This window comes from Xenorhabdus sp. KK7.4, assembly GCF_963876465.1.
Taxonomy (GTDB): Bacteria; Pseudomonadota; Gammaproteobacteria; order Enterobacterales; family Enterobacteriaceae; genus Xenorhabdus; species Xenorhabdus stockiae.
On record NZ_CAWNQF010000111.1, the window covers coordinates 1 to 23,695 of the forward strand.

20 protein-coding genes are annotated in these 23,695 nt (G+C 43.9%); 17 read left to right on the forward strand and 3 right to left on the reverse strand.

Features of this window, described 5'->3' with window-relative positions:
- Positions 1–257: 257 nt before the first annotated feature.
- A complete protein-coding gene (fadL, locus tag AACS90_RS18725) occupies positions 258–1,589 on the reverse strand; it encodes a long-chain fatty acid transporter FadL (RefSeq protein ID WP_099121080.1) in 1,332 nt (443 codons plus the stop codon).
- Between the two features lie 352 nt (positions 1,590–1,941).
- On the opposite strand from fadL, the gene AACS90_RS18730 reads away from it, so the two are divergent.
- The 4 genes from AACS90_RS18730 (at position 1,942) to sixA (ending at position 6,873) form a co-directional block, all read left to right on the forward strand.
- Positions 1,942–2,238: a YfcZ/YiiS family protein gene (locus AACS90_RS18730; protein ID WP_099121082.1), complete on the forward strand. Its 297-nt coding sequence runs from the start codon at positions 1,942–1,944 to the stop codon at positions 2,236–2,238.
- Between the two features lie 295 nt (positions 2,239–2,533).
- Positions 2,534–3,844, forward strand: coding sequence for an acetyl-CoA C-acyltransferase FadI (gene fadI / locus AACS90_RS18735; protein WP_099121084.1), 1,311 nt, complete (start codon positions 2,534–2,536; stop codon positions 3,842–3,844).
- The gene (gene fadJ / locus AACS90_RS18740; protein WP_099121086.1) at positions 3,844–6,006 is read left to right on the forward strand and encodes a fatty acid oxidation complex subunit alpha FadJ; all 2,163 of its coding nucleotides are present in this window, start codon (positions 3,844–3,846) and stop codon (positions 6,004–6,006) included. Before fadI ends, fadJ begins: the two co-directional genes overlap by 1 nt.
- Before the next feature lie 396 nt (positions 6,007–6,402).
- Positions 6,403–6,873, forward strand: coding sequence for a phosphohistidine phosphatase SixA (gene sixA, locus AACS90_RS18745; protein WP_099121088.1), 471 nt, complete (start codon positions 6,403–6,405; stop codon positions 6,871–6,873).
- A 34-nt stretch (positions 6,874–6,907) separates the two neighbouring features.
- Here the strand turns inward: sixA and smrB are convergent, their stop codons facing one another.
- A complete protein-coding gene (gene smrB, locus AACS90_RS18750) occupies positions 6,908–7,450 on the reverse strand; it encodes an endonuclease SmrB (protein WP_099121090.1) in 543 nt (180 codons plus the stop codon).
- A gap of 185 nt (positions 7,451–7,635) precedes the next feature.
- Between smrB and hutI the strand changes: the two genes are divergently transcribed.
- From hutI to AACS90_RS18815, 13 genes are all read left to right on the forward strand, one after another.
- A complete protein-coding gene (gene hutI / locus AACS90_RS18755) occupies positions 7,636–8,889 on the forward strand; it encodes an imidazolonepropionase (protein WP_099121092.1) in 1,254 nt (417 codons plus the stop codon).
- Between the two features lie 27 nt (positions 8,890–8,916).
- Positions 8,917–9,876 (forward strand): formimidoylglutamase, encoded by a 960-nt coding sequence (gene hutG, locus AACS90_RS18760; RefSeq protein ID WP_099121094.1) that lies wholly within the window; start codon positions 8,917–8,919, stop codon positions 9,874–9,876.
- Between the two features lie 28 nt (positions 9,877–9,904).
- The gene (gene hutC, locus AACS90_RS18765) at positions 9,905–10,636 is read left to right on the forward strand and encodes a histidine utilization repressor (protein ID WP_371635216.1); all 732 of its coding nucleotides are present in this window, start codon (positions 9,905–9,907) and stop codon (positions 10,634–10,636) included.
- Between the two features lie 289 nt (positions 10,637–10,925).
- The gene (gene hutU, locus AACS90_RS18770; RefSeq protein ID WP_099121096.1) at positions 10,926–12,635 is read left to right on the forward strand and encodes a urocanate hydratase; all 1,710 of its coding nucleotides are present in this window, start codon (positions 10,926–10,928) and stop codon (positions 12,633–12,635) included.
- Between the two features lie 14 nt (positions 12,636–12,649).
- Complete coding sequence (hutH, locus tag AACS90_RS18775; protein WP_099121098.1) at positions 12,650–14,209, forward strand: histidine ammonia-lyase; 1,560 nt, start codon at positions 12,650–12,652, stop codon at positions 14,207–14,209.
- 80 nt (positions 14,210–14,289) lie between these two features.
- A complete protein-coding gene (locus AACS90_RS18780; protein WP_099121099.1) occupies positions 14,290–15,660 on the forward strand; it encodes an amino acid permease in 1,371 nt (456 codons plus the stop codon).
- A 177-nt stretch (positions 15,661–15,837) separates the two neighbouring features.
- Positions 15,838–16,770, forward strand: a complete 933-nt coding sequence (gene prmB / locus AACS90_RS18785) for a 50S ribosomal protein L3 N(5)-glutamine methyltransferase (RefSeq protein WP_099121100.1) — start codon at positions 15,838–15,840, stop codon at positions 16,768–16,770.
- Positions 16,771–17,091: 321 nt separating this feature from the next.
- On the forward strand, positions 17,092–18,177 hold the full coding sequence (gene aroC, locus AACS90_RS18790; protein ID WP_099121101.1) for a chorismate synthase: 1,086 nt from the start codon (positions 17,092–17,094) through the stop codon (positions 18,175–18,177).
- 78 nt (positions 18,178–18,255) lie between these two features.
- Positions 18,256–19,056 carry a sulfite exporter TauE/SafE family protein gene (locus AACS90_RS18795; RefSeq protein ID WP_099121102.1) on the forward strand — a complete coding sequence of 267 codons (801 nt, stop codon included), beginning with the start codon at positions 18,256–18,258 and terminating at the stop codon, positions 19,054–19,056.
- Between the two features lie 21 nt (positions 19,057–19,077).
- Positions 19,078–19,629, forward strand: coding sequence for an elongation factor P hydroxylase (locus AACS90_RS18800; RefSeq protein WP_099121103.1), 552 nt, complete (start codon positions 19,078–19,080; stop codon positions 19,627–19,629).
- A 21-nt stretch (positions 19,630–19,650) separates the two neighbouring features.
- Positions 19,651–19,926 (forward strand): YfcL family protein, encoded by a 276-nt coding sequence (locus AACS90_RS18805; RefSeq protein WP_099121104.1) that lies wholly within the window; start codon positions 19,651–19,653, stop codon positions 19,924–19,926.
- A 418-nt stretch (positions 19,927–20,344) separates the two neighbouring features.
- Positions 20,345–20,977: a hypothetical protein gene (locus tag AACS90_RS18810; RefSeq protein WP_241538191.1), complete on the forward strand. Its 633-nt coding sequence runs from the start codon at positions 20,345–20,347 to the stop codon at positions 20,975–20,977.
- 20 nt (positions 20,978–20,997) lie between these two features.
- Positions 20,998–21,516 carry a GNAT family N-acetyltransferase gene (locus tag AACS90_RS18815; protein ID WP_099121105.1) on the forward strand — a complete coding sequence of 173 codons (519 nt, stop codon included), beginning with the start codon at positions 20,998–21,000 and terminating at the stop codon, positions 21,514–21,516.
- 99 nt (positions 21,517–21,615) lie between these two features.
- On the opposite strand, the gene mnmC is transcribed toward AACS90_RS18815, so the two are convergent.
- Positions 21,616–23,661 carry a bifunctional tRNA (5-methylaminomethyl-2-thiouridine)(34)-methyltransferase MnmD/FAD-dependent 5-carboxymethylaminomethyl-2-thiouridine(34) oxidoreductase MnmC gene (gene mnmC, locus AACS90_RS18820; protein WP_099121189.1) on the reverse strand — a complete coding sequence of 682 codons (2,046 nt, stop codon included), beginning with the start codon at positions 23,659–23,661 and terminating at the stop codon, positions 21,616–21,618.
- Positions 23,662–23,695: the final 34 nt, after the last annotated feature.

Here is a 23,695-nt window from a genome sequence, read left to right on the forward strand (position 1 = left end):
TGGCGGCAACAGCTCAAAATATCAAGAAGATAGCCTTACTGGTGGCGGCCCTTTGTTGGTGTTATCTGCGGTGCTTTCGTGTATTTAACGGGGCCAGAAGCCCAATCACGTGCCCAAAAAGGATTGTTTAGGGATGAGGCAGGAAAAATCGAAAGATAAGGATTTATAATGAAGGCAACAAACCGCGTTATTTTCAACGCGGTTTGTCAGCAGTCTGAGGATAGCTAAAGCTATCCTTTTTTGATCATAGAAGATGATTAGAATGTGTAGTTCAGACCTACACCGGCTAACCATGCGGTTCCTTTAGAATCGAAATCATACGTCGTGGCGAAAGGACCTTTTTGGAGATCTTTTGGTAATTCTTCGTTCACATGTACTTTCTTCCCACGCATATAAGAAATACCCACATCTACGGAGGTATCTTTATTAAATGCGTAAGTCGTCCCTACACTTAACCAGAAACGATTCTGGTCTGGGATGGAGATAGAGCGGTTTTGGGCTGGTACAGGGCTTTCATCGAAAGCGATACCGGTACGGAATGTCCAGTTATCGTCATGATAGTAAGTTGTACCTAGTGAGATACGGTAAGCATTGCGGAAACCTTCGTGCTTTTCAAATAGAGGCTTGTCTCCACCGTTTTTAGGTTCACCTTTTAATTCCTTGAAGCTATTCCAGCCAGTATAGAGGAAGCTATAATGGATTGCCCATTGAGGTGCAACACGGTTATAACCAGAGATTTCCCACATATCAGGCAGGTTTAGATCTAGTGTACCTTTGATGGTTTTTCCTGCAAGTCCAGGTATTTTTAGGAAAGGAGTATCAATATAAGGCAGTTGATTGCTGTAATCACCATTCTTAAACTTTACTTTAACTTTCGAACGGTAAGTTAAGCTATAACGGTTGTTTTCATCGAATTGATACAGAAGTCCTGCATTCCAACCATAACCCCAATCTTTGCCTTCTAGACGAGCCACTTCTGTGCTTGCTGGAATATTTTTTCCCAGAGCTTGAGAGAGCGCAGAGCCTACTTCACCCAGATGCCGAACAATTTCAGCATCAGCATAAATGGCATTTAAACCCAGACCAAAGCTAAACTGATCATTGACTTTGTATGCACCAGCCAGATTAAAGTTGCCGGTTTTGAGTGATGTTTTCCCACCAATGGAGCCGGCAGCATAGTTATTACTGAAATTTGTGGATAAACCAAAGTTGCTCGTGATTGATGCACCAACAAACAACTCATCGGTGACTGGTGTAATGAAATGTAGATTTGGTACTGGTGCATTTGGTGCGATATTTTTCGCATCTGTACTATTTTTAGTAACAGGAGACTCACCAGTAATATCAACTTTTGGCTTAACATAAATAAAACCGCCGGAAAAGGATGGGCGATCAAATAGGGTCATGGCTGCAGGGTTGCGGCTGCCTTCAGAGGCGTCTTCTGCAACAACACCTGCCCCAGAAAATGCACGACCTAGTCCTGATGATGAATATTCATTCAATTGAAAACCTGCAGCATTAGCGTTAGATGAAATAATCGCAACCGCCACTGCTAATGCTGAACGTGAAAATAGGTTTTTCTGGTTCATAACCAAAACCTCATTGTTTAATTATTATTTAACATGCTACTCAAGTAGCTGAGAGCGCGGAATTGTAGAGTCGGTTCATCACAATGACAAATCAGACCAGTGTGAGAAGTATAGGCCTGAGATCGCAATGTGTTGCAAGAATGTTTTTAAAATATGACGAAAATGATTACTAAAATGGGACTTGCTTAACAAAAAATAGACAGTTGGTGTTAACGAGATGTAAACGCGATTTAATTAACGTGCTGAGATCAATAAAGAGTGAAATAAATGGTATTACGCAGCGTAAATAGTGGTTATTAAAGGAAAGTACAACGTAAAATCAGATTTGGATTTTTATTGTCGGAGAAATAAGATGACTGATGTAATTAAGCGCCATGGGGCTAACGAAACGGCCGCTTGCTGTTGTGTTGATGTTGGTACAGTCATTGATAATGAAGAGTGCACGGCTTCTTATCAACAGATTTTTGCCAGCAGTCAGGAAGCAGATGCAATACTTAATATATTGACAGAAAAAGCAAAAAAGGTGGAATCTGATCCTTGCATCATCAGCCATAAAATAGAAGAAGTGCATGATGGTATGCAATTGACCATAGATTTTACATTTAGTTGTCAGGCAGAGGCTATGATATTTCAGCTGGGATTGCGTTAACTACTTTCAGAGTTATAGTTTTCCCATTGTGGTCAAAAATAGTCATAACAATGGGAAAGCTGATGATTATTTGTTGTAACCAATAAGTGTTTCTTCATCTTTTTTTCGCGTGCTATCTGTTCAGATCGTATAAATTATAAATCTATTAAAGTTGCGCTTGCTCGCATTTTTAGTTTATTCCTGTTTGCTATTTCCCAACATTACGTTAACAATGCTTCATCAGGTCTGACCTCTTATGAGGTGAGTAAATAATTTTAATCAGTTGATTTAATTAATGATTATTGCAGGAGTTGCTATGAGTCGTTCTTCAACAAAAGTGGCACAACAAAAGGAACGAGTTGCTATTGTCAGTGGGCTACGCCTTCCTTTTGCTAAACAGGCAACGAACTACCACGGTATTCCGGCTGTTGATTTGGGGAAAGCTGTTGTCAGTGAGTTGGTTATCAGAAGTGGGCTGCCACCAGAGAAGATCGACCAATTGGTTTTTGGTCAGGTTGTTCAAATGCCTGAAGCCCCGAATATTGCACGGGAAATCGTGTTGGGTGCGGGTTTAAGTGTTGGTACAGATGCGTACAGTGTTTCCCGGGCCTGCGCAACCAGTTTTCAGGCGATAGCTAATGTAGCAGAAAGTATTATGGCAGGAACCGTGAATGTGGGAATTGCTGGTGGGGCTGATTCTTCATCTGTCCTGCCAATTGGGGTGACCAAATCACTGGCTCGTACTCTGGTTGATATGAATAAAGCCAAAAGCCTTTCACAGCGCCTTAACTTGCTGAGTAGATTGAAATTAAAAGATTTACTGCCCGTATCGCCAGCAGTTGCTGAATATTCCACCGGGTTAAGAATGGGCGATACTGCTGAACAAATGGCGAAAACCTACCATATCAGTCGTGAAGCACAGGATGAGCTGGCGCACCGCTCTCATTTGATGGCGGCTAAAGCCTGGGAGAAGGGACTATTACGTGATGAAGTGATATCCGCTCATTTCCCTCCATATCGCGAATCTTTGCAGGAAGATAATAATATCCGCAAAAACTCAGAACTTACATCTTATGCGAAATTACGCCCGGCTTTTGATCGCAAATATGGCACAGTCACTGCGGCCAATAGTACTCCGCTGACTGATGGTGCCGCGGCAGTGATTTTGATGAGTGAATCCGCTGCTAAAGAACTTGGCATGGTGCCATTGGGCTATTTGCGCAGTTATGCGTTTTCAGCGATTGATGTCTGGCAGGACATGTTACTGGGGCCATCATATGCAACTCCACTGGCACTGGACAGAGCAGGGATTACGTTGAATGAACTTTCCCTTATTGATATGCATGAAGCGTTTGCCGCTCAGACTCTGACAAACCTGAAAATGTTTGCCAGTGATAAATTTGCCCGCGAGAAATTGGGACGTTCTCAGGCGATTGGTGAGGTTGATATGGATAAATTCAACGTACTAGGTGGTTCAATTGCTTACGGGCATCCATTTGCTGCCACCGGTGCCAGAATGGTGACCCAGACCCTGAATGAACTGCGTCGCCGTGGAGGCGGGCTTGGGCTGACAACAGCCTGTGCAGCTGGTGGCTTGGGTGCTGCGATGGTATTGGAGGTGGAATAATGGCTCTGGATGAAACAATCATGTCAGCAGAACAATCGGTATTCAGTTTTTCTGTCAGAGATGACAGAGTTGGCGTTATTACTATTGATGTTCCGGGTGAGAAAGTTAATACGCTGAAAGCGGAGTTTGTTGAGCAATTTCTGGCGGTTTTCGAGCAGGCACAACAGGTTTCCGGTTTAAAAGGGCTGGTGATTATATCCGGTAAGTCCGACACCTTTATTGCCGGTGCAGATATTACGATGATCGCGGGTTGCCAGACTCAACAGGAAGCAACGGCTCTGGCTGAAAAAGGTCAGGAATTATTTGATAAAATTGCCAGTTATTCTTTACCTATTGTTGCGGCTATGCATGGTGCATGCTTAGGAGGTGGGTTGGAGTTTGCATTAGCCTGCCATGCACGTATTTGTTCTCTGGATGATAAAACCCGTCTTGGTTTACCTGAAGTACAGCTCGGGTTGTTGCCGGGTTCCGGCGGGACTCAAAGACTACCCCGTTTGATTGGTGTCAGCTCTGCATTAGATATGATCCTGACAGGGCGTCAGCTCAAAGCAAAACAGGCAAAACGACTGGGTGTTGTTGATGATGCTGTTCCTTTGGATATTTTGCTGGATGTAGCAGTTCAATATGTTAAGAAAGGTGTTGCTAAACGCAAACCTCTGGCATGGTCACAACGTCTGTTAGCGAGCGCTCTTGGCAGGCCATTATTATTCCGTATGGTTCAGCAAAAAACGCGGGCCAAAACTCATGGTCATTATCCCGCACCAGAACGGATCATTGATGTGATTCGCCTTGGTCTGGATAAAGGGCAAAAAGCCGGTTTGCAGGCAGAGGCCAAAGCATTTGGTGAGCTGGCTATGTCATCCGAATCATCGGCACTGCGCAGTCTGTTTTTTGCTACCACTTCATTAAAAAATGAGACGGGTTCTTCGGAACTGCCTGCTCAAATCAGGCATGTGGGGATTTTAGGTGGTGGCTTGATGGGGGGCGGGATTGCTAATGTAACCGCAACTCGTGGTCATTTACCGGCGCGTATCAAAGATATTAATGAGAAAGGCATTAATCAGGCCCTGAAATATACATGGGATATGCTTTCCAAACGCGTCAGTCAACGGCGTCTGACTCCATCGAAGCGTTCTCGTCAGATGTCTCTGCTATCTGGTACTACTGATTACAGTGGTTTTAAACAGGCTGATATTGTGGTTGAAGCCGTATTTGAAGACTTGGTACTGAAACGTAAGATGGTCGCAGAAATTGAAGCGAATACAAAAGCGGAAACTATTTTCGCGTCTAACACGTCTTCATTGCCGATTCACCAGATTGCGGAAATTGCTAAACGACCGGAGCAGGTTATTGGCCTTCATTACTTCAGCCCTGTAGATAAGATGCCGTTGGTGGAAGTCATTCCACATGCAGGAACAAGTGAAAAAACAATAGCGACAGCAGTAGCACTGGCGAAAAAACAGGGTAAAACCGCCATTGTTGTGGGAGATAAAGCCGGGTTTTATGTTAACCGAATTTTATCTCCTTATATTAATGAAGCGGGCTATTGCCTGGTGGAAGGGGAACCTATCGAACATATCGATAAAGCTCTGGTTGATTTTGGTTTCCCAATCGGGCCAATCAATTTGCTGGATGAAGTCGGTATTGATGTCGGAACCAAAATTATCCCTGTGTTGGTGGATCAATTAGGGGAGCGGTTTACACCACCGGCAATTTTAGATGCTGTGCTGAATGACGATCGCAAGGGTAAGAAAAACGGTCGTGGTTTTTATTCCTATGCAACTAAAAAGAATAAGTTCTGGTCATTCAGGAAAAATAGCAAAGAGGCTGATTCTTCCATTTATTCCCTGTTGAAAGTTCAGCCTGCTGCAAAAATGTCACGCTCAGACATTGCTCAGCGTTGTCTGATGTTAATGTTAAATGAAGCTGTACGTTGTCTGGATGAAAGTATCATCCGCAGCCCTCGTGATGGTGATATAGGTGCTGTATTTGGTATTGGTTTCCCGCCATTCCTGGGAGGACCATTCCGTTATATGGATAAGCTTGGTAGCCGTCATGTTGTAGAAACTTTGCAACGTCTGGCACAGCAGTACGGAGACAGGTTTGCACCCTGTGAACGTCTGATTCAGATGGCTGAACAGGATAAGAGATTCTACGAATAACGCATATACGCTTCTTCTGGTATTTTTTAATAAGTGATACCGGTCCTTTTAACTTAAAGGGCCGGTTTTATCTATAATAGCTAAACAATATATTGTGTATAAATTTTTTATTGTTAAGTTATCAGCTTAATATAATAGCCAAACAATACATATATCACCCATTATTAGTAATTTTATTTAGCCGTATTTTGCGGCAGAATATCTCTCAATTTTCATTGAAACCTTTTATCAAAGGTTCACAGTTCGCTCTCAATAATATTATTTTGCTTTCGTGATAAGTTACCTGAAAACGGGTGGCTTTAATTCAGCTAATTGCCTGAGTAATTTCAGGGTTATTTTTGGTAGAATGAAAGTAAATATTAGAATTAGTTCTGAAATTTAACTCAACGGTGAATTATGTTCGTGTTTATTATGCGTCATGGTGATGCTGCTTTTAACTCAATCAGTGATGCAACGCGGGAGTTAACGCCGCGCGGCTGTCAGGAATCGCAGAAAATGGCGCTTTGGCTTGGGCAACAGAAGCCAGAGATTGATTGTGTACTGGTCAGTCCTTATATCCGGGCGAGGCAGACTCTGCAAGTAGTGCGTGAGAGTCTGGTATTACCTGATAGTGAGGAAATGTTAGAAGAGCTAACCCCATCGGGTGATGCTGAGCTGGTGGCAAGTTACTTACAGGTTTTGGCAGAGCAAGGAAAAAAAGCCATCTTGGTAGTTTCTCATTTACCTTTAGTTGGCTATTTAGTATCTGAGCTTTGCCCTGCGCAAGCCCCTCCGATGTTTTCGACATCCAGTATTGCCTGTGTGGAGCTGGATGAGCAGACGCAAAAAGGTCGCCTACTATGGCAAACCTCTCCGGCACAATTGTAGCCCTGACCAGTCCGCAGGTTAAAACGTGTTTTAGCTAACGCTGTATAAACTCATCCTGTTCAACCAAAATGAGTAATGCAGCGTTTCCTCCCCATTCTTTAGGTGCCTGATGAAAAGCGATAATATCGGGATGTTGCGCGAGCCATAGGGGCGTTTGTTGCTTGAGGATATGTTTACCGTGACCATGCATAACACAGGCACAATAGACATTTTCTCGACGACAGGCCGCGATTAACGCCCCGATTTCCTGTTTAGCCTGTAACTGAGTTAATCCGTGTAAATCCAGAAAAAGTTCAGGGGGATAATCACCTCGCCGCAGCTTTTTCAGTTCATAATGATTGGCTCCTTCTCGTACATAACGAGTCGGGCCTTCCATATCCAGATTAGGCTGAAACTCATCAGAAAAATAGTAACTAGCATCGACCTGTTCTTGCATCAGGCGCTCAGGTGCCATTTGACTAATTTTTTTTCTTTTTGGGGAGTGTAAGACTTTATCCTGAGTAATCCGACGGGTTCCCACTACTGACGTTCTAAATAGACTGATGTCTTCTTCATTTAATGGTTTTTTCTTCTTCATTACATACTAATTCATTAACAACTTTCGGTGATTGTACCTGATTTATTAAGATTTTGCTTAGACGCTATTATTTTTGGAAACATGCTGTTCATAAAATTATTTGACAATTGTGTCTGGTTATAAAATAAATGTATATACAACATAACAACTGTCAGTAACAACAAAAAAATAACAGGACGAAAATAATGTCGATTGAACTGAAAGATACCGACATTATCTGGCGTAATGCCAGACTTGCCACAATGAACCCTACAATCAGTAAAATGGATGGCAAGCATAATTACGGTATTCTGGAACAATATGATTTGATCATACGGGATGAAAAAATTCTGGCAGTTCTGCCAACGGAGAGTGTGCCAGCTAGCCGTTGCAAGGTGATTGATGCAGAACAGCGATTAATTACTCCCGGCCTGATCGACTGTCATACTCATCTGGTTTTTGGTGGTAACCGGGCATCAGAGTGGGAGCAGCGTCTGAATGGTATTTCTTATGCACAAATCAGTGCTAAAGGTGGCGGTATTAATGCTACAGTCAATGCCACCCGGCAAAGCTCAGCCCAACAACTGGAAATCTCGGCTCAAAAGCGGCTGAGTGCATTGATAGCTGAAGGTGTCACAACCATTGAAATGAAATCAGGTTATGGGCTGGATTTGGAGAATGAAGAGAAACAACTGGAGGTTATTCGGATATTAGGGCAGAAAAACCCAATTGAAATCAGCCCGACTCTGCTTTCCGCTCATGCTGTTCCTCCCGAATACAAACATAATCCTGACGCTTATATTGACTTAGTTTGTAACACTATTCTGCCCAATCTTTGGCAAAAACAGTTATTTGAATCTGTGGATGTGTTTTGCGAAAGCGTTGGATTCAGTCTTGAACAGACTAAACGCGTCTTTGATGCGGCCAGAAGATTAAATATTCCCGTCAAAGGCCATGTTGAACAGCTTTCCAATCTGGGTGGAACTGAGCTGGTTGCTGATTATCAGGGCTTATCTGTTGATCACATTGAATATCTGGATGAAAAAGGCGTTCAGGCAATTAGCCGCAGTGGAACGGTTGCCGTTTTATTGCCGGGAGCATTTTATTTTCTGAAAGAGACACAATGCCCTCCGATTGCTTTATTACGCCAGTACCGCGTACCGATGGCGATTTCTACGGATTTTAATCCGGGAACCAGCCCGTTCACGTCACTACGTATGATGATGAATATGGCTTGTGTCCAGTTCGGTCTGACACCGGAAGAAGCATGGCAGGGCGTAACTATTCATGCAGCCCGAGCATTGGGCAGAGCGGAAAGCCACGGTCAGATAGCAGCAGGTTATATGGCTGATTTTATTGTTTGGGATGCAAAAGAACCTGTAGATATATTATACGAGTTAGGTCGTAATCCGTTGGTTTACCGTGTCTATCGTGGCGTAATTACGCATAATTTTTTGTGAACAATAAATAATAACGAGGGAAATAACATGAAATTATGGCATCCGACATCAGAAAACATTTGGCAGGGGCGTAATGACCTTGCCGAAGCCAATAATGCTTTACGCATGTTCCAGACGATAAAACAACCCGCTGATTTTTCCCCTGAACAATATCCGAATCATATTGCATTGTTGGGTTTTGAATGTGATGAAGGAGTGAAACTCAATCAGGGGCGACCGGGAGCAAAATCAGGGCCTGAATATTTGCGTCAGTCGCTGGCAAATATGGCGAGCCATGATGGGCATGAATTGCTGGTGGATTTGGGTAATATCCGGGCGAATAGTGGTCAGTTAAGTGAAGCCCAAAGTGCTCTGAGTGATGCTGTCTATGCCTGTCAGAGCCAGAAAATGCGTACCCTTATTTTTGGTGGCGGTCATGAAACTGCATTTGCTCATGGTATGGGCATTTATCGTGCGTTTCCAGCACAGCGGGTAGGAATCATTAATTTTGATGCGCATCTGGATCTACGCAATGCGCCACAGGCAACATCAGGAACACCATTCCGCCAGCTTGCTGATTATTGTCACCAGCAACAGCGTCCGTTTAATTATAGTTGTGTGGGTGCCAGTCTGGCCTCAAATACACAAGCTTTATTGGATGAAGCGAATCATCTTGATGTCACTATTATTTGGGATACCCAATGTATTGATTCTATGTTGGATAAGGTTCAACAACAGATACAGGATATGCTGAATCAGGCTGAAATCATCTACATGACGATTGATTTGGACGTATTACCGATTTGGCAAATGCCGTCAGTTTCAGCTCCGGCTGCGCTCGGTGTTCCGTTAGAGCGTTTATTGTCACTGATCCAGCCGATTTGCCAGAGTAAAAAATTACAGGCTGTTGATCTCGTTGAGCTGAATCCATTGTACGATATTCAGGGTATGGGCGGTAAAGCCGCGGCTCGCCTTGCATGGCAAATAGTGCATTGGTGGAATGGATAATTGGCTCGGGAGTAGGAAGGAATTTATTGTGACCATTGATTTATCAGACAAAATAACTAAGCCCGTACCTCTGTATGCGAAAGTCAAACAATCAATTATTGAAAAAATTCATACCGGGGAGTGGCAACCCCATGACAGAGTGCCTTCAGAATCTGAGTTAGTAAAACAATTCAATTGCAGTCGCATGACAGCAAACAGGGCATTACGGGAACTGACGGCAGAAGGGCTTTTATTCCGTTTACAGGGGGTCGGCTCTTTTGTATCAGAGCCGAAAGGGCAGTCCGCCCTGTTTGAAATTCACAGTATTGCTGATGAGATTGCGGCACGTACCCATCGCCATCACTGTAAGGTATTAAAGCTGGCGGAAGTCACCGCTAATATGACTCAGGCCAAAGAGCTGGGAATAAAAGCCGGTACAGCGGTTTATCACTCAATTATTCTCCATTATGAAAATGATGTGCCCGTACAAATTGAGGACCGTTATGTTAATGCATTAGCGGCACCGGAATATCTCCGACAGGATTTTCATCAACAGACTGCCCATGATTACTTATCGATAGTGGCACCGCTTACGGAAGGAGAGCATATTGTAGAAGCTGTTGCCGGCGATGCCCGCTCCTGCCGTTTACTGCAAATAGAGGAGAATTCTCCCTGTTTATTAATCAGTCGCCGAACTTGGTCACAAGAACATATAGTTTCCAGTGCCAGATTATTATTTCCCGGTCACCGTTATAAGTTGAAAGGGCGTTTTAGCTCGTGAATTGACGTTTATGATTGGTTTTCTCTGTACTCAAAAGTCTCCTCTTTGCTTTATGCATGAGAGGAGAAGGTAACGAAAATGTAAAGCATATGTGATGTAAAACACAAAACCAGCAAAATTCCCTTCTGAGATTCTGCGAGTAAATTATAAACATCCTATTGATCTTCAATAAAAAAGAAAAATAACAAAATTATTGACTTTATCTCCGTCACATTTTTGCCTATTGAATATACATGTATATACAACTATACAGTTAATAAATTTTCATAAATATGAAAAAGGAAAAACTGTGACAACGCAAAATAATAAATTCAGTAATGCGGTTATCCGTGCTCCCAGAGGTACAAAACTCACAGCAAAAAGCTGGCTGACAGAAGCCCCGCTTCGCATGCTTATGAACAATCTTGATCCTGACGTTGCAGAAAATCCCCATGAGCTGGTGGTTTATGGTGGTATTGGTCGCGCAGCCAGAAATTGGGAATGTTATGAAAAGATTGTTGAAACTCTGAAAAATCTTGAGAGCAACGAGACATTACTGGTTCAGTCAGGCAAACCCGTCGGCGTTTTCAAAACACATGAAAATGCTCCCCGTGTACTGATTGCCAACTCAAATCTGGTTCCTCACTGGGCAACGTGGGAACACTTTAATGAACTGGATGCTAAGGGATTAGCGATGTACGGCCAGATGACAGCCGGCAGTTGGATATATATCGGCAGTCAGGGAATTGTACAGGGCACTTATGAAACATTTGTCGAAGCAGGGCGTCAGCACTATAACGGTGATTTGACCGGTCGCTGGGTTCTGACAGCCGGATTAGGTGGTATGGGAGGGGCGCAGCCTCTGGCCGCAACACTGGCAGGTGCTTCATCGCTGAATATTGAATGTCAGCAAAGCCGGATTGATTTTCGTTTACGTACCCAGTACGTGGATGAGCAGGCCACAGATCTGGATGATGCGCTGGCACGTATTGAGCGCTATACCCGCGAAGGTAAAGCAGTATCGATAGCATTGTGTGGTAACGCGGCGGAGATTTTACCAGAACTGGTTCGCCGTGGTATTCGCCCTGATATGGTGACAGACCAGACCAGTGCTCATGATCCACTACACGGTTATTTGCCGGTAGGATGGACATGGGAAGAGTATTGCCGTCGGGCTGAAACTGAGCCGGAACACGTTGTTCAGGCTGCAAAAGCATCGATGGCACAGCATGTAGCCGCGATGCTGGACTTCCAGAAACAAGGTATCCCTACTTTTGATTACGGCAATAATATCAGGCAGATGGCTAAGGAAATGGGTGTTGAAAATGCCTTTGATTTCCCGGGGTTTGTTCCTGCTTATATCCGCCCGCTTTTCTGTCGCGGCATAGGCCCTTTCCGTTGGGCGGCACTTTCTGGCGACCCTCAGGATATTTATAAAACAGATGCCAAAGTAAAAGAACTATTGCCGGATGACAACCATCTGCATCGCTGGCTGGATATGGCTCGCGAACGCATCAGCTTTCAGGGCCTGCCAGCACGTATTTGCTGGGTAGGGTTGGGTGATCGCGCCAAACTGGGTCTGGCTTTCAATGAAATGGTTCGTAATGGCGAACTTTCTGCGCCAATAGTGATCGGACGTGACCATCTGGATTCAGGCTCAGTAGCAAGCCCTAACCGTGAAACCGAATCAATGAAAGATGGCTCTGACGCAGTCTCTGACTGGCCATTGCTGAATGCCCTGTTAAATACAGCCAGTGGAGCAACATGGGTATCGCTGCATCACGGCGGCGGGGTTGGTATGGGATTCTCCCAGCACTCTGGCATGGTCATTGTCTGTGATGGTTCAGATGAAGCGGCGGAGCGCATTGCCCGGGTACTCCATAATGATCCGGCGACAGGTGTTATGCGCCATGCAGATGCAGGTTATGAACTGGCCATTCAATGCGCAGAAGAACAAGGGCTGAATTTACCTATGCTCAATACCCGAAAAGAAGACACTCAAGCGGCAGAAATCAAATAAGGAGCGTTACTAATATGAAATATATCACTATTCATCCGGGAAAAATGACGCTTGAAGAGTTACGCCATGTCTATCAGCATCCGGTACAAATAACGTTAGATGAGCAATGCTTTGCGGCGATAGAGAACAGTGTTGAATGTGTTAACCGCATCATTAATGAAAACAGAACTGCTTACGGAATTAATACGGGTTTTGGATTACTGGCAAATACTCGAATTGCAGAACAGGATTTAGAAGAACTGCAACGTTCGATTGTTATGTCACATGCGGCGGGTGTTGGTGAACCGCTGCCGGATGAAATCGTCCGTTTGATGGTCGTATTAAAAATTAACAGTTTAGCCCGTGGTTACTCAGGTATCCGTCTGGAAGTGATTCAAGCCTTGATAGCATTGGTGAATGCCGAAGTTTATCCTTGCATTCCGGCTAAAGGGTCGGTTGGGGCTTCTGGTGATTTGGCTCCGCTGGCACATATGAGCCTGTTATTGCTGGGTGAGGGCAAAGCCCGTTATCGCGGGGAATGGTTGCCGGCAAAAGAAGCCCTGGCAAAAGCGGGTCTTCAGCCATTTACACTGGTCGCAAAAGAGGGACTGGCATTACTGAATGGCACTCAGACTTCAACGGCATTTGCTTTGAAAGGCTTGTTTGCCGCGGAAGAATTACTGGCATCAGCCGTTGTGTGTGGCGCTTTATCTGTTGAAGCGGCTCTGGGTTCCCGTAAGCCATTTGACGCACGTATTCATGAAGTCCGCGGGCAGCAGGGGCAAATTGATGTTGCAGCTTTGTACCGGTTTGTATTGGAAGAGAAAAGTGACATTTCTGCCTCCCACGAAAACTGCCCGAAAGTTCAGGACCCTTATTCACTGCGTTGCCAGCCTCAGGTCATGGGTGCTTGCCTGACCCAAATTCGCCATGCTGCTGATGTCATTATGGTTGAGGCTAATGCTGTTTCTGATAACCCACTGGTTTTCACTGAGCAGGACGAAGTGATTTCCGGCGGGAATTTCCATGCTGAACCTGTCGCGATGGCATCGGATAATCTGGCTCTTGCGCTGGCGGAGATTGGTGCACTGGCAGAACGGCGGATTGCTCTGCTGATGGATAGCAATATGTCTCAGTTGCCTCCGTTTCTGGTCAAAAACAGCGGAGTGAACTCTGGATTTATGATTGCTCAGGTAACTGCAGCTGCACTGGCAAGTGAAAATAAGGCGTTAGCACATCCTTCCAGTGTTGACAGCTTGCCGACGTCAGCGAATCAGGAAGATCATGTTTCTATGGCACCGGCAGCAGGTCGTCGCTTGTGGGAAATGGCGGATAACGTCAGGGGTATTCTGGCAATTGAATGGCTGACGGCATGTCAGGGCATCGATTTCCGTGAAGGGTTAAAGAGCAGCCCAACGCTTGAGAAAGCCCGTCATATTCTGCGTAATAAAGTGAAGTATTACGATAAAGACCGTTTTTTCGCACCGGATATTGAAGCAGCTATCCAGTTATTGGCAGAACAGCAACTTTCTGCATTATTACCGGCAGATAAGATCCTGCCGATTGGTAATATCCTGAAAAACCACATAAACTAAATCGTCTGAAGGCCGGTTTTCCCGGCCTTATCGTTGTATTTATCTTTCACATCTAATAATAAAAGAAATAGGGATAAATCATGCAAAACACCTCACAACTCAAGCGTGGGCTAAGTGTTCGTCATATTCGGTTTATGGCACTGGGGTCGGCAATTGGTACCGGGCTTTTTTATGGTTCTGCGGGAGCTATTCAGGCCGCAGGGCCGGCGGTATTGCTGGCGTATATTATCGGAGGAGCCGCTGTTTTTATGGTTATGCGGGCATTGGGGGAAATGGCGGTTCATAACCCTGTGCCCGGTTCATTCTCTCATTATGCCAGCCATTATCTGGGGCCGCTGGCGGGTTTTCTGACTGGATGGACTTATGTCTTTGAAATGCTGGTGGTCTGTCTGGCGGATGTCACGGCATTTGGCCTCTATATGAAATTCTGGTTTCCCCATGTTGATCAATGGATTTGGGTTCTCGGTATCGTCTTGTTTATTGGGGCGATAAATCTGTGTAACGTTAAAGTTTTTGGTGAGATGGAATTCTGGCTTTCCATCATAAAAGTAGTTGCAATCATTGCCATGATTGTCGGTGGTTTTGCAATCATGATGTTCGGATTTAATCAGGGAACCGACCATGCAACTGGTTTATCAAATCTGTGGGAACATGGCGGCTTTATGCCGAACGGCGTTACCGGGATCATTGCTTCATTTACCGTTGTGATGTTTGCATTTGGTGGTATTGAAGTTATCGGCATTACCGCCAGTGAAGCGAAAAATCCGACATATTCTATCCCAAGAGCCATCAATGCTGTTCCTGTGCGTATTCTGTTGTTTTATGTTCTTACCCTGTTTGTTCTGATGTGTATTTATCCGTGGAATCAGGTTGGTCAGAATGGCAGCCCATTCGTGCAAATTTTCTCCAGCCTGAACTTCAACTATGCTGCCCATATTCTGAATCTTGTCGTTATTACAGCGGCAATTTCAGCTATCAACAGTGATATTTTTGGTGCCGGACGGATGATGTATGGCATGGCGCAGAAAAAGCAGGCACCTGCTTTTTTCAACAAACTGACAAAACATGGTGTGCCGTGGGTGACTGTATTGGTGATGTCAGTCATTTTATTGGTCGGTGTATGGTTGAATTATATATTACCGGAAGAAATCTTCTTGATTATCGCTTCTATCGCAACCTTTGCCACGGTATGGGTATGGCTGATGATTCTGTTATCGCAATACATGATGCGTCGGAAAATGCCTGCGGAAGAAGCTAAACAACTGCAATTCCCTGTACCGTTCTGGCCGATAGCGCCAATGCTGACAATCGCATTTATGGCATTCATCATAGTGGTGCTGGGTTATTTCCCGCATACACGTGTTGCGTTATATGTGGGGCTCGGTTGGGTAGCATTATTGACCGCCTGCTATTTCTTGTGGGTCAAGACATCGGGTGAGAAAAAAGCCTGATTAATAAAAAAGATAGTGTTTATGAAAGCCATCTTGTCAGAGCAGGATGGCTTTTATGTTTTTTTCGAACTCACATATGCTTTTCACCTGAAATAATTCACATGCTCAGATAGCTGATTTGTGGCGGGGATCGTGGCAAACTAGCAGACTTAATATTCTTGAGGTTTAGAGGTGCTTGTGGATAAGATTTTTGTAGATGAAGCCGTCGCGGAGCTGCATACCATTCAGGATATGCTGCGCTGGGCAACCAGCCGTTTCAGTGCAGCCGGCATCTATTATGGTCATGGGACAGATAACCCATGGGATGAGGCTTTGCAATTGGTTCTTCCAACATTGCACCTGCCTATCGATATACCAGAAAACATGATGGCATCCCGCCTGACAACAACGGAGCGTCATCGTATTGCTGAATGTGTTCAGCGTCGTATCAATGATCGCATTCCGATCGCTTACCTGACTAACCGTGCATGGTTCTGTGGGCATGAGTTTTATGTTGATGAGCGGGTTCTGGTACCGCGTTCACCTATTGGTGAGTTGATTAACAACCAATTTGCAGGGTTGCTACCACAAGAGCCATCAACCATTCTGGATCTGTGCACCGGAAGCGGTTGTATTGCGATTGCGTGTGCTCATGCTTTCCCTGAGGCAGAAGTTGATGCAGTTGATATTTCTGCTGATGCCTTAGCTGTGACAGAACAGAATATTGAAAACCATGCTCTGTTACATCGTGTCATACCAATCCGCTCTGATATGTTCCGCGATATGCCTCCGATGAAATACGATCTTATCGTGACTAATCCACCTTATGTGGATGAAGAAGATATGAGTGACTTGCCGGATGAATTTCATCGTGAACCGGAGCTGGGTCTGGCTGCGGGAGTGGATGGGCTGGATCTGGTTCGTCGTATTCTTGCGACCGCACCGGATTTCCTGACAGAAGAGGGTGTGCTGATATGTGAAGTCGGTAATAGCATGGTTCACCTGATCGGACAGTATCCTGATGTACCATTCACATGGCTGGAATTTGAACATGGCGGCGGTGGCGTCTTCATGTTGACCCGTAGCCAGTTAGTCGAATATCACGAACATTTTCACCTGTTCAAAGATTAAAGTTCGTTACACACAATATTAAGCCCAATGGTTAAAGTGTTCTTTAGCACATTTTATGCCCGATAAACTTCAAGCTATACACAATGGATTTCAAGATACGTCGCCAACAAAGAGGCAACTTGAAAGACGAAGTGTATACAACGGGTAATATGAAGTGAGCCCTTATATCTCCCCGCATCGCGGGGCGATATAACACGCATCTTGAAGTTGAATTGGTATAGTTAAATAAAACGTGTGAAATAAATTATGCTTTAACCATTTGTTAGTTTATTGTTATTTAACATCTAATCTTAATACATAAGAAATAATGGCAGGATAGGTATGGCAGGCAACAGTATTGGACAGTTTTTCCGTGTCACCACATTTGGTGAATCTCACGGTCTTGCATTGGGTGGAATTGTTGATGGTGTTCCACCTGGTATTGTTATTTCGGAAGCCGATTTGCAAATTGATCTGGACAGGCGTCGTCCCGGGACTTCCCGCTATACCACTCAGCGCCGTGAACCCGATGAGGTTCGCATACTTTCTGGTGTTTTTGAGGGAGTAACAACCGGAACCAGTATTGGCTTATTAATTGAAAACACCGATCAACGTTCGCAAGACTACAGTGCTATCAAAGATGTTTTCCGTCCCGGCCATGCCGATTATACCTATGAACAAAAATATGGATTGCGCGATTATCGCGGAGGTGGACGTTCATCTGCTCGCGAAACTGCAATACGTGTTGCTGCAGGCGCGATTGCCAAAAAATATTTATTCGAAAAACATGGTATTCGTGTCCGTGCCTGCCTGACTCAGATGGGAGATATTCACTGCGAAATGAAAGACTGGGATCTGGTTGAGCAGAACCCGTTTTTCTGTCCTGATGAAAGTAAATTAACTCAGCTTGACGAATTATTACGTTCCCTGAAGAAAGAAGGGGATTCCATTGGGGCCAGAGTGACCGTTGTGGCTGAAAATGTTCCGGCTGGATTAGGAGAACCGGTTTTTGACCGTCTGGATGCCGACATTGCCCATGCGCTAATGAGTATTAATGCTGTGAAAGGAGTAGAAATTGGTGATGGTTTTGGCGTAATTGGCCTGCGTGGCAGCGAAAACAGGGATGAAATCACCTCTCAGGGTTTTACCAGTAACCATGCGGGCGGCATTCTGGGGGGGATCAGTAGTAGTCAGCCTATTGTTGCCCACATTGCGCTGAAACCGACATCCAGCATTATGGTCTCAGGTAAAACAATTAATCGGCAGGGCGAAGAAGTGGATATGGTTACACGGGGTCGGCATGATCCTTGTGTTGGTATCCGCGCAGTGCCTATTGCAGAGGCAATGATGGCGATAGTCCTGATGGATCATCTGTTGCGCCAGAGAGCACAATGTGCTGATGTGTCACCTTCGCTTCCAAGCTGGTGAACCAGAAGTTCAACAAATATGAACAGGTGCCGAAAGACACTGTGATATCGGATAAGCAATTTTCTGGTGAAATACATCATGGAATGGTCATTACTGGGTCCGGAAGTTTATGGTTTTCTCTTTTTAGTTGCCCTGGTTGCAGGTTTTATCGATTCAATAGCAGGTGGTGGCGGGCTGTTAACGATCCCCGCTTTATTATCCACAGGTATTACGCCGGTTCAGGCACTGGCAACAGGGAAACTTCAGGCTGTAGGTAGTTCACTCTCTGCCAGCCTGTATTTTATCCGCCGGGGGATCGTAAGCTTACATTCTCAACGATTTGCCATCACGATGACGGTTCTGGGCGGAATGTCAGGCGCATTACTGGTTCAGTTTGTATCACCGGATTTACTGCGCTATGCCTTACCGGTTCTGGTTATGATTATCGGCCTTTACTTCCTGTTGGTACCCAATATAGGTGCAGAAGATCGACCGCGCCGTCTGGGACCGATTGCATTTGGTTGCCTTGCCGGGGGAGGAATCGGATTTTACGATGGTGTATTCGGGCCGGGAACCGGCTCTTTTCTGGCACTTTCTTACGTCATGCTCTGTGGTTACAATCTGGCTAAGGCAACTGCACATGCAAAAGTGCTGAATTGCGCAGCTAATCTCGGTGCATTAGTTTTCTTTATTCTTGGCGGGCAGGTTTTATGGCTGCTGGGTTTTGTTATGCTGGCCGGTCAGATGATTGGAGCACGCTTAGGGGCTGGTTTGGTATTGAGCAGAGGGCAGAAATTGATTCGTCCGATGCTGGTAACCATCTCTTTTTTAATGAGCATCAAATTGCTTCATGAACAGCATGGTGAAACCATCCGTTCCTGGCTGGCATTTTATTTTTAATTTTTAGGATTGTATTAATAAATGGCTGAACATCATTATCAACAACTAATTGAAATTTTTGATAATTGCTTTAGCGATGACTATAACACCCGTTTGATCAAAGGCGATGATGAGCCAATTTATCTACCCGCAGATGATAGAGAAGTTTATAACCGGGTCGTATTTGCCCACGGCTTTTACGCCAGCGGTTTACATGAAATTTCCCATTGGTGCATTGCAGGTACAGAGCGTCGTAAATTGGTTGATTTTGGTTATTGGTATTGTCCCGATGGCCGCGATGCTCAAACTCAGGCTGAATTTGAAAAAGTCGAAATTAAACCTCAGGCATTAGAGTGGCTATTCTGTATGGCTGCTGGCTTTCCGTTCAACATTAGTTGCGATAATCTGGACGGTGATTTTGAGCCGGATCGTTTTACTTTTCAGCGGAAAGTTCATGCTCAGGTCATTGCATACCTTGAAAATGGAATCCCCCTACGCGCGGCGCGCTTTATTCGTGCCCTGCAATCGTTTTACAATACCCCTTCACTAAAGGCAGAACATTTTCCTGACCCGGAAAATCCTTTTGCTAACTGATTTGATTTTTGAGGAAAAACAATGCTCGCAGAGTTTGAAACACGCATTCTGGCACAGATAGATGACATGGTTGAATATGCCAGTGATGACGAATTATTTGCTGGTGGATACCTGCGCGGGCATCTGACTCTGGCCGTTGCTGAACTGGAGCTGGAAGGTGCTAATACGATTGAACAGCTTCATCAGCGCGTAGAGGAAAGCGTTCAGAAAGCAATTAAGGCTGGTGAATTGACACCACCGGATCAGGTTTTGATTTTATCCACCTGGAAAAAGCTATTGGATAGCGCGAGAGCATAATGTATTGACGCTATTTTGAGGGTTGTTTTACAGCCCTCTCTTACATAGAAATGCGTAGCGCTTCGCAATTAATGATAAATAACAGATAATCTTAAATATTGAATGTTCTTTTATGAAAGAAATAAAGTAAAATCATTGGGTAGTGTAAGATTTTATTTTTATATATTAAAGTTACGTGCTAGCGTAATTTAATGATTTTTTATATATATTCTCTGGGTTTTTATTCTACTATTAGTGGAACAGCTGATGATTTAAAAAATCAATGATGATAGAGTCTGGAGTATTATGAAAAATACATTTTAATTTTATTGCTAATGTATAAATTTAAAATGTAATCATTTATTGGTTATTTAAAAACAATGAATATAAATTCTCTGTAAAAACACAGAATAGAAAAAGGATATTTCGGAGGTGGTATATGAGAATTGAGGCCAATGTTGTTCAAAGGGAATATGGGGATCACAATCAGCAATATAAAAAGTACTTTTTACCTGAATCGATAAGTTTTAGTACTTTCAACCTGACAGGGAGAACGGAAATGAATGTAATATTAGAAAAAAGATTTGAAAATATGGGGGTAGATGTTTCACAATTAAAAACAGATGTTTCACTGTTAAAAACAGACGTAACACAGTTAAAAACAGACGTAACACAGTTAAAATCAGACGTAATAGAGCTAAAGACAGATGTAAAACAATTAAAAACAGACGTAATAGAGTTAAAATCAGACGTAACAGAGCTAAAGACAGATGTAAAACAATTAAAAACAGACGTAATAGAGTTAAAGTCAGATGTAGCAGATCTAAAAACAGATGTAACTGAGCTAAAAATAGACGTAGGAATTATAAAAAATACCTATGCAACTAAGGCTGATATTGAATCAGTAAAGGTGCTTATCCATACTGAGATTGCATCTGTAAATAAAGAAATGGCATCTATCCATAAGACGCTATTAGAGAAAATAACATCTCAGACAAAATGGATGGTAACAATGATGTTCGGTTTTTCTGGTATTATTATCGCCGCAATGAAATTGATGCTTCCATCCTGAATAATTACCGAGGTGGTATAATGTTTACTATTCGGCCAACACAGTTATCAGATATAAATCAGTTAGCTATAATTGAAAATTCCGCTGCGCAACTATTTTGTCTCATACCTGAATTAGCCTGGATTTCTGATGGTCATGTACAGACTGAACAACAACATTTGGGCTATATTACGCAACACAATAGCTGGGTTGCAATAAATAATAAGGGTGTGCCTGTAGGTTTTATTCTGGCGAAACCTCTGGAGGATGGGTTACATATTTTTGAACTGTCTGTGCATGGGGATTGGCAACGAAATGGCATAGGCAAGAAATTAATGGAAACAGTTATTCAAGTTGCTGAACAACGTCAATTACAGTCTGTCACTTTAACAACTTTCCGTAATATCCTTTGGAATGCGCCTTTTTACCAAAAACTGGGGTTTGTTATCCTGGAACCACAGGAAATGAGTGAGGAATTACAACAGATTTTGCAAGGTGAAATTGAATATGGTTTTTCGGCAGAACAGCGTTGTGCTATGAAACGCCCTATAATTATATGAACCGATTGTAATTTAGTTAGTAATCATGCCCCCAGTCACATAATTTATCTACGTGACTGGAGATTAGCTTCTTTAATTGCCGTGTGGCATCAGTGTAATTTAAGGTTTTTCGGTTTTTACCTTTTTTCCACGTAACAGTTTTCTGACCCAGAAGCGGTTAGGGTTTAAAGCCGCTAATGTTTCATCATCAAGCGGTAGAGCTTCACCAAAAATTTGTCCTGCGAGTAACTCAGCACTTAAAGGAGCGGAGCATAAACCCCGAGACCCTAACGCACCAATAACAAACAGGTCAGGATAACAAGGGGACTCATCAATTTTCTCTCCGGACCGCATTTGTTGGGGTAAGTTGGCATACTTTTCCAGAATCTCCCTGAGAACAGGCACATTACCCACCATTGGCATATGATCCCGAATGACACAGCGTATTCCCTGACGAGATTTATTTTCTGATATATCAACCTCTTTCACCCATTCAACATCAGGAAAACACTTCAATAAACGGTCTCGGTTTTCTTGTTGCTCGGCGGAAGAATACTCAATATCCAGAAAATTACGTTGGTAACTAGCGCCAATGCAGTGATATTGATTGTGTGGATTGACAGGCGTCATATAACCATCGTAACAGAGCACACTTTTTAGCTGGCTGAGACGCTCGGTAGTTGGGATATGACTGACCTGTCCACGAACAGCGGTAACTGGGAGCTTTTCAGTTTGTTCAAATTGTGGCAAACAGTGACCATTGGCAATAACAACCACTTTATGGGTTTTAAGCTGTACTTGCCCCTGATGTTCAATATGTAGCTGCCAGCCGTTTTCATCCTGAGCCAGACGTATTATTTTATGGTTGAAGTGCGTACACATACCACGTTGTTGTGCGAGCTTGATGGCTTCCTGAGTCAGCTGCCCCGGATATAACCATCCTCCTTGTGGGTAATGAACCCCATGAAAATTGACATCCAGCCCACTAATCTGGCTCAGTTGCTGGCGATCCATTTCAACAGCAATTTCTTCTGGCCATACTGTCTGGAGTATCCCTGAGATTTTTTTATCCGATTTTTCATCGTAGGCCAGCTGGATAACTCCATCCCACTGATGATCAAATAAAACGCCCTGATCAGTCAGGTGATCGTACTGGCGACGGGCAAAGGTAAATGCGGAGGTAAAAAATCGCTCTAGTGGATCATTCTGACCATTCAGTAAGGGGTACAGTGCGCCTTGTTGATTACCTGACGCGTTCTGTGCGGGGTGTTCATCCTGACAATATAGAGTGACTTTTGCACCACGACGCAATAAAGCTAGGGCAGTGAGTGCACTGGCAATACCACCGCCAATGATGGCTATATCATCAGTGTATGTTGCGCTTTGGCGGGTAAACCAGGGGGTATCGGAACTGGGATTATGAGCTGTGGGAAGTAAAAATCCCGTCAGCATCTCTCGTTTACGTCCGAAACCTTTTATTTTTTTGACATCAAAACCTGCTTCCTGTAATCCACGGCGAACTAAACCGGCGGAAGTAAATGTCGCAAATGTCCCCTCCGGACGGGAAAATTTTGCCATAGAAGTGAACAGTTGTTCGCTCCACATTTGTGGATTTTTAGATGGGGCAAAACCATCTAAAAACCATGCATCAATTTTGCTGTTCAGACCAGAAGTTAGCTTGGGTAATAGCTCATTTACATCACCAAACCAAAGATCCAGCGTGATAGCACCATTATCAAGAATTAATCGATGGCAACCTGAGAGTGGTAAGGGCCATTGTTGACATAATTCTTCAGAGAATGGCTGAAGTTCTGGCCAGCGCTGGTGGGCATTTTTTAGATCTGCGATTTTTAATGGATACTTTTCAAAACTAATGTAATGCAGTTTTTTTAATGTGGCATCGGGTGACTGCTGCCTGAAAGCTGAGAAAGCGCGCCATATCGCCAGAAAGTTTAGCCCTGTACCAAATCCGGTTTCAGCTATAACGCAATCAGAACGAGGATGGGTGCTAAAACGTTGAGGAAAATGATTGCCTTTCAAAAATACATATACCGTTTCTTCCAACCCGTCTTGATTTGAAAAATAAACATCATCAAACTGCTCAGAGATAGGTGTGCCCTGTTCATTCCAGCTTAGGGTCGCGCTACTGATAGCACTGTTTTTCACGATACTGTTTTTCAAAATAAGACCTGTATTGTTG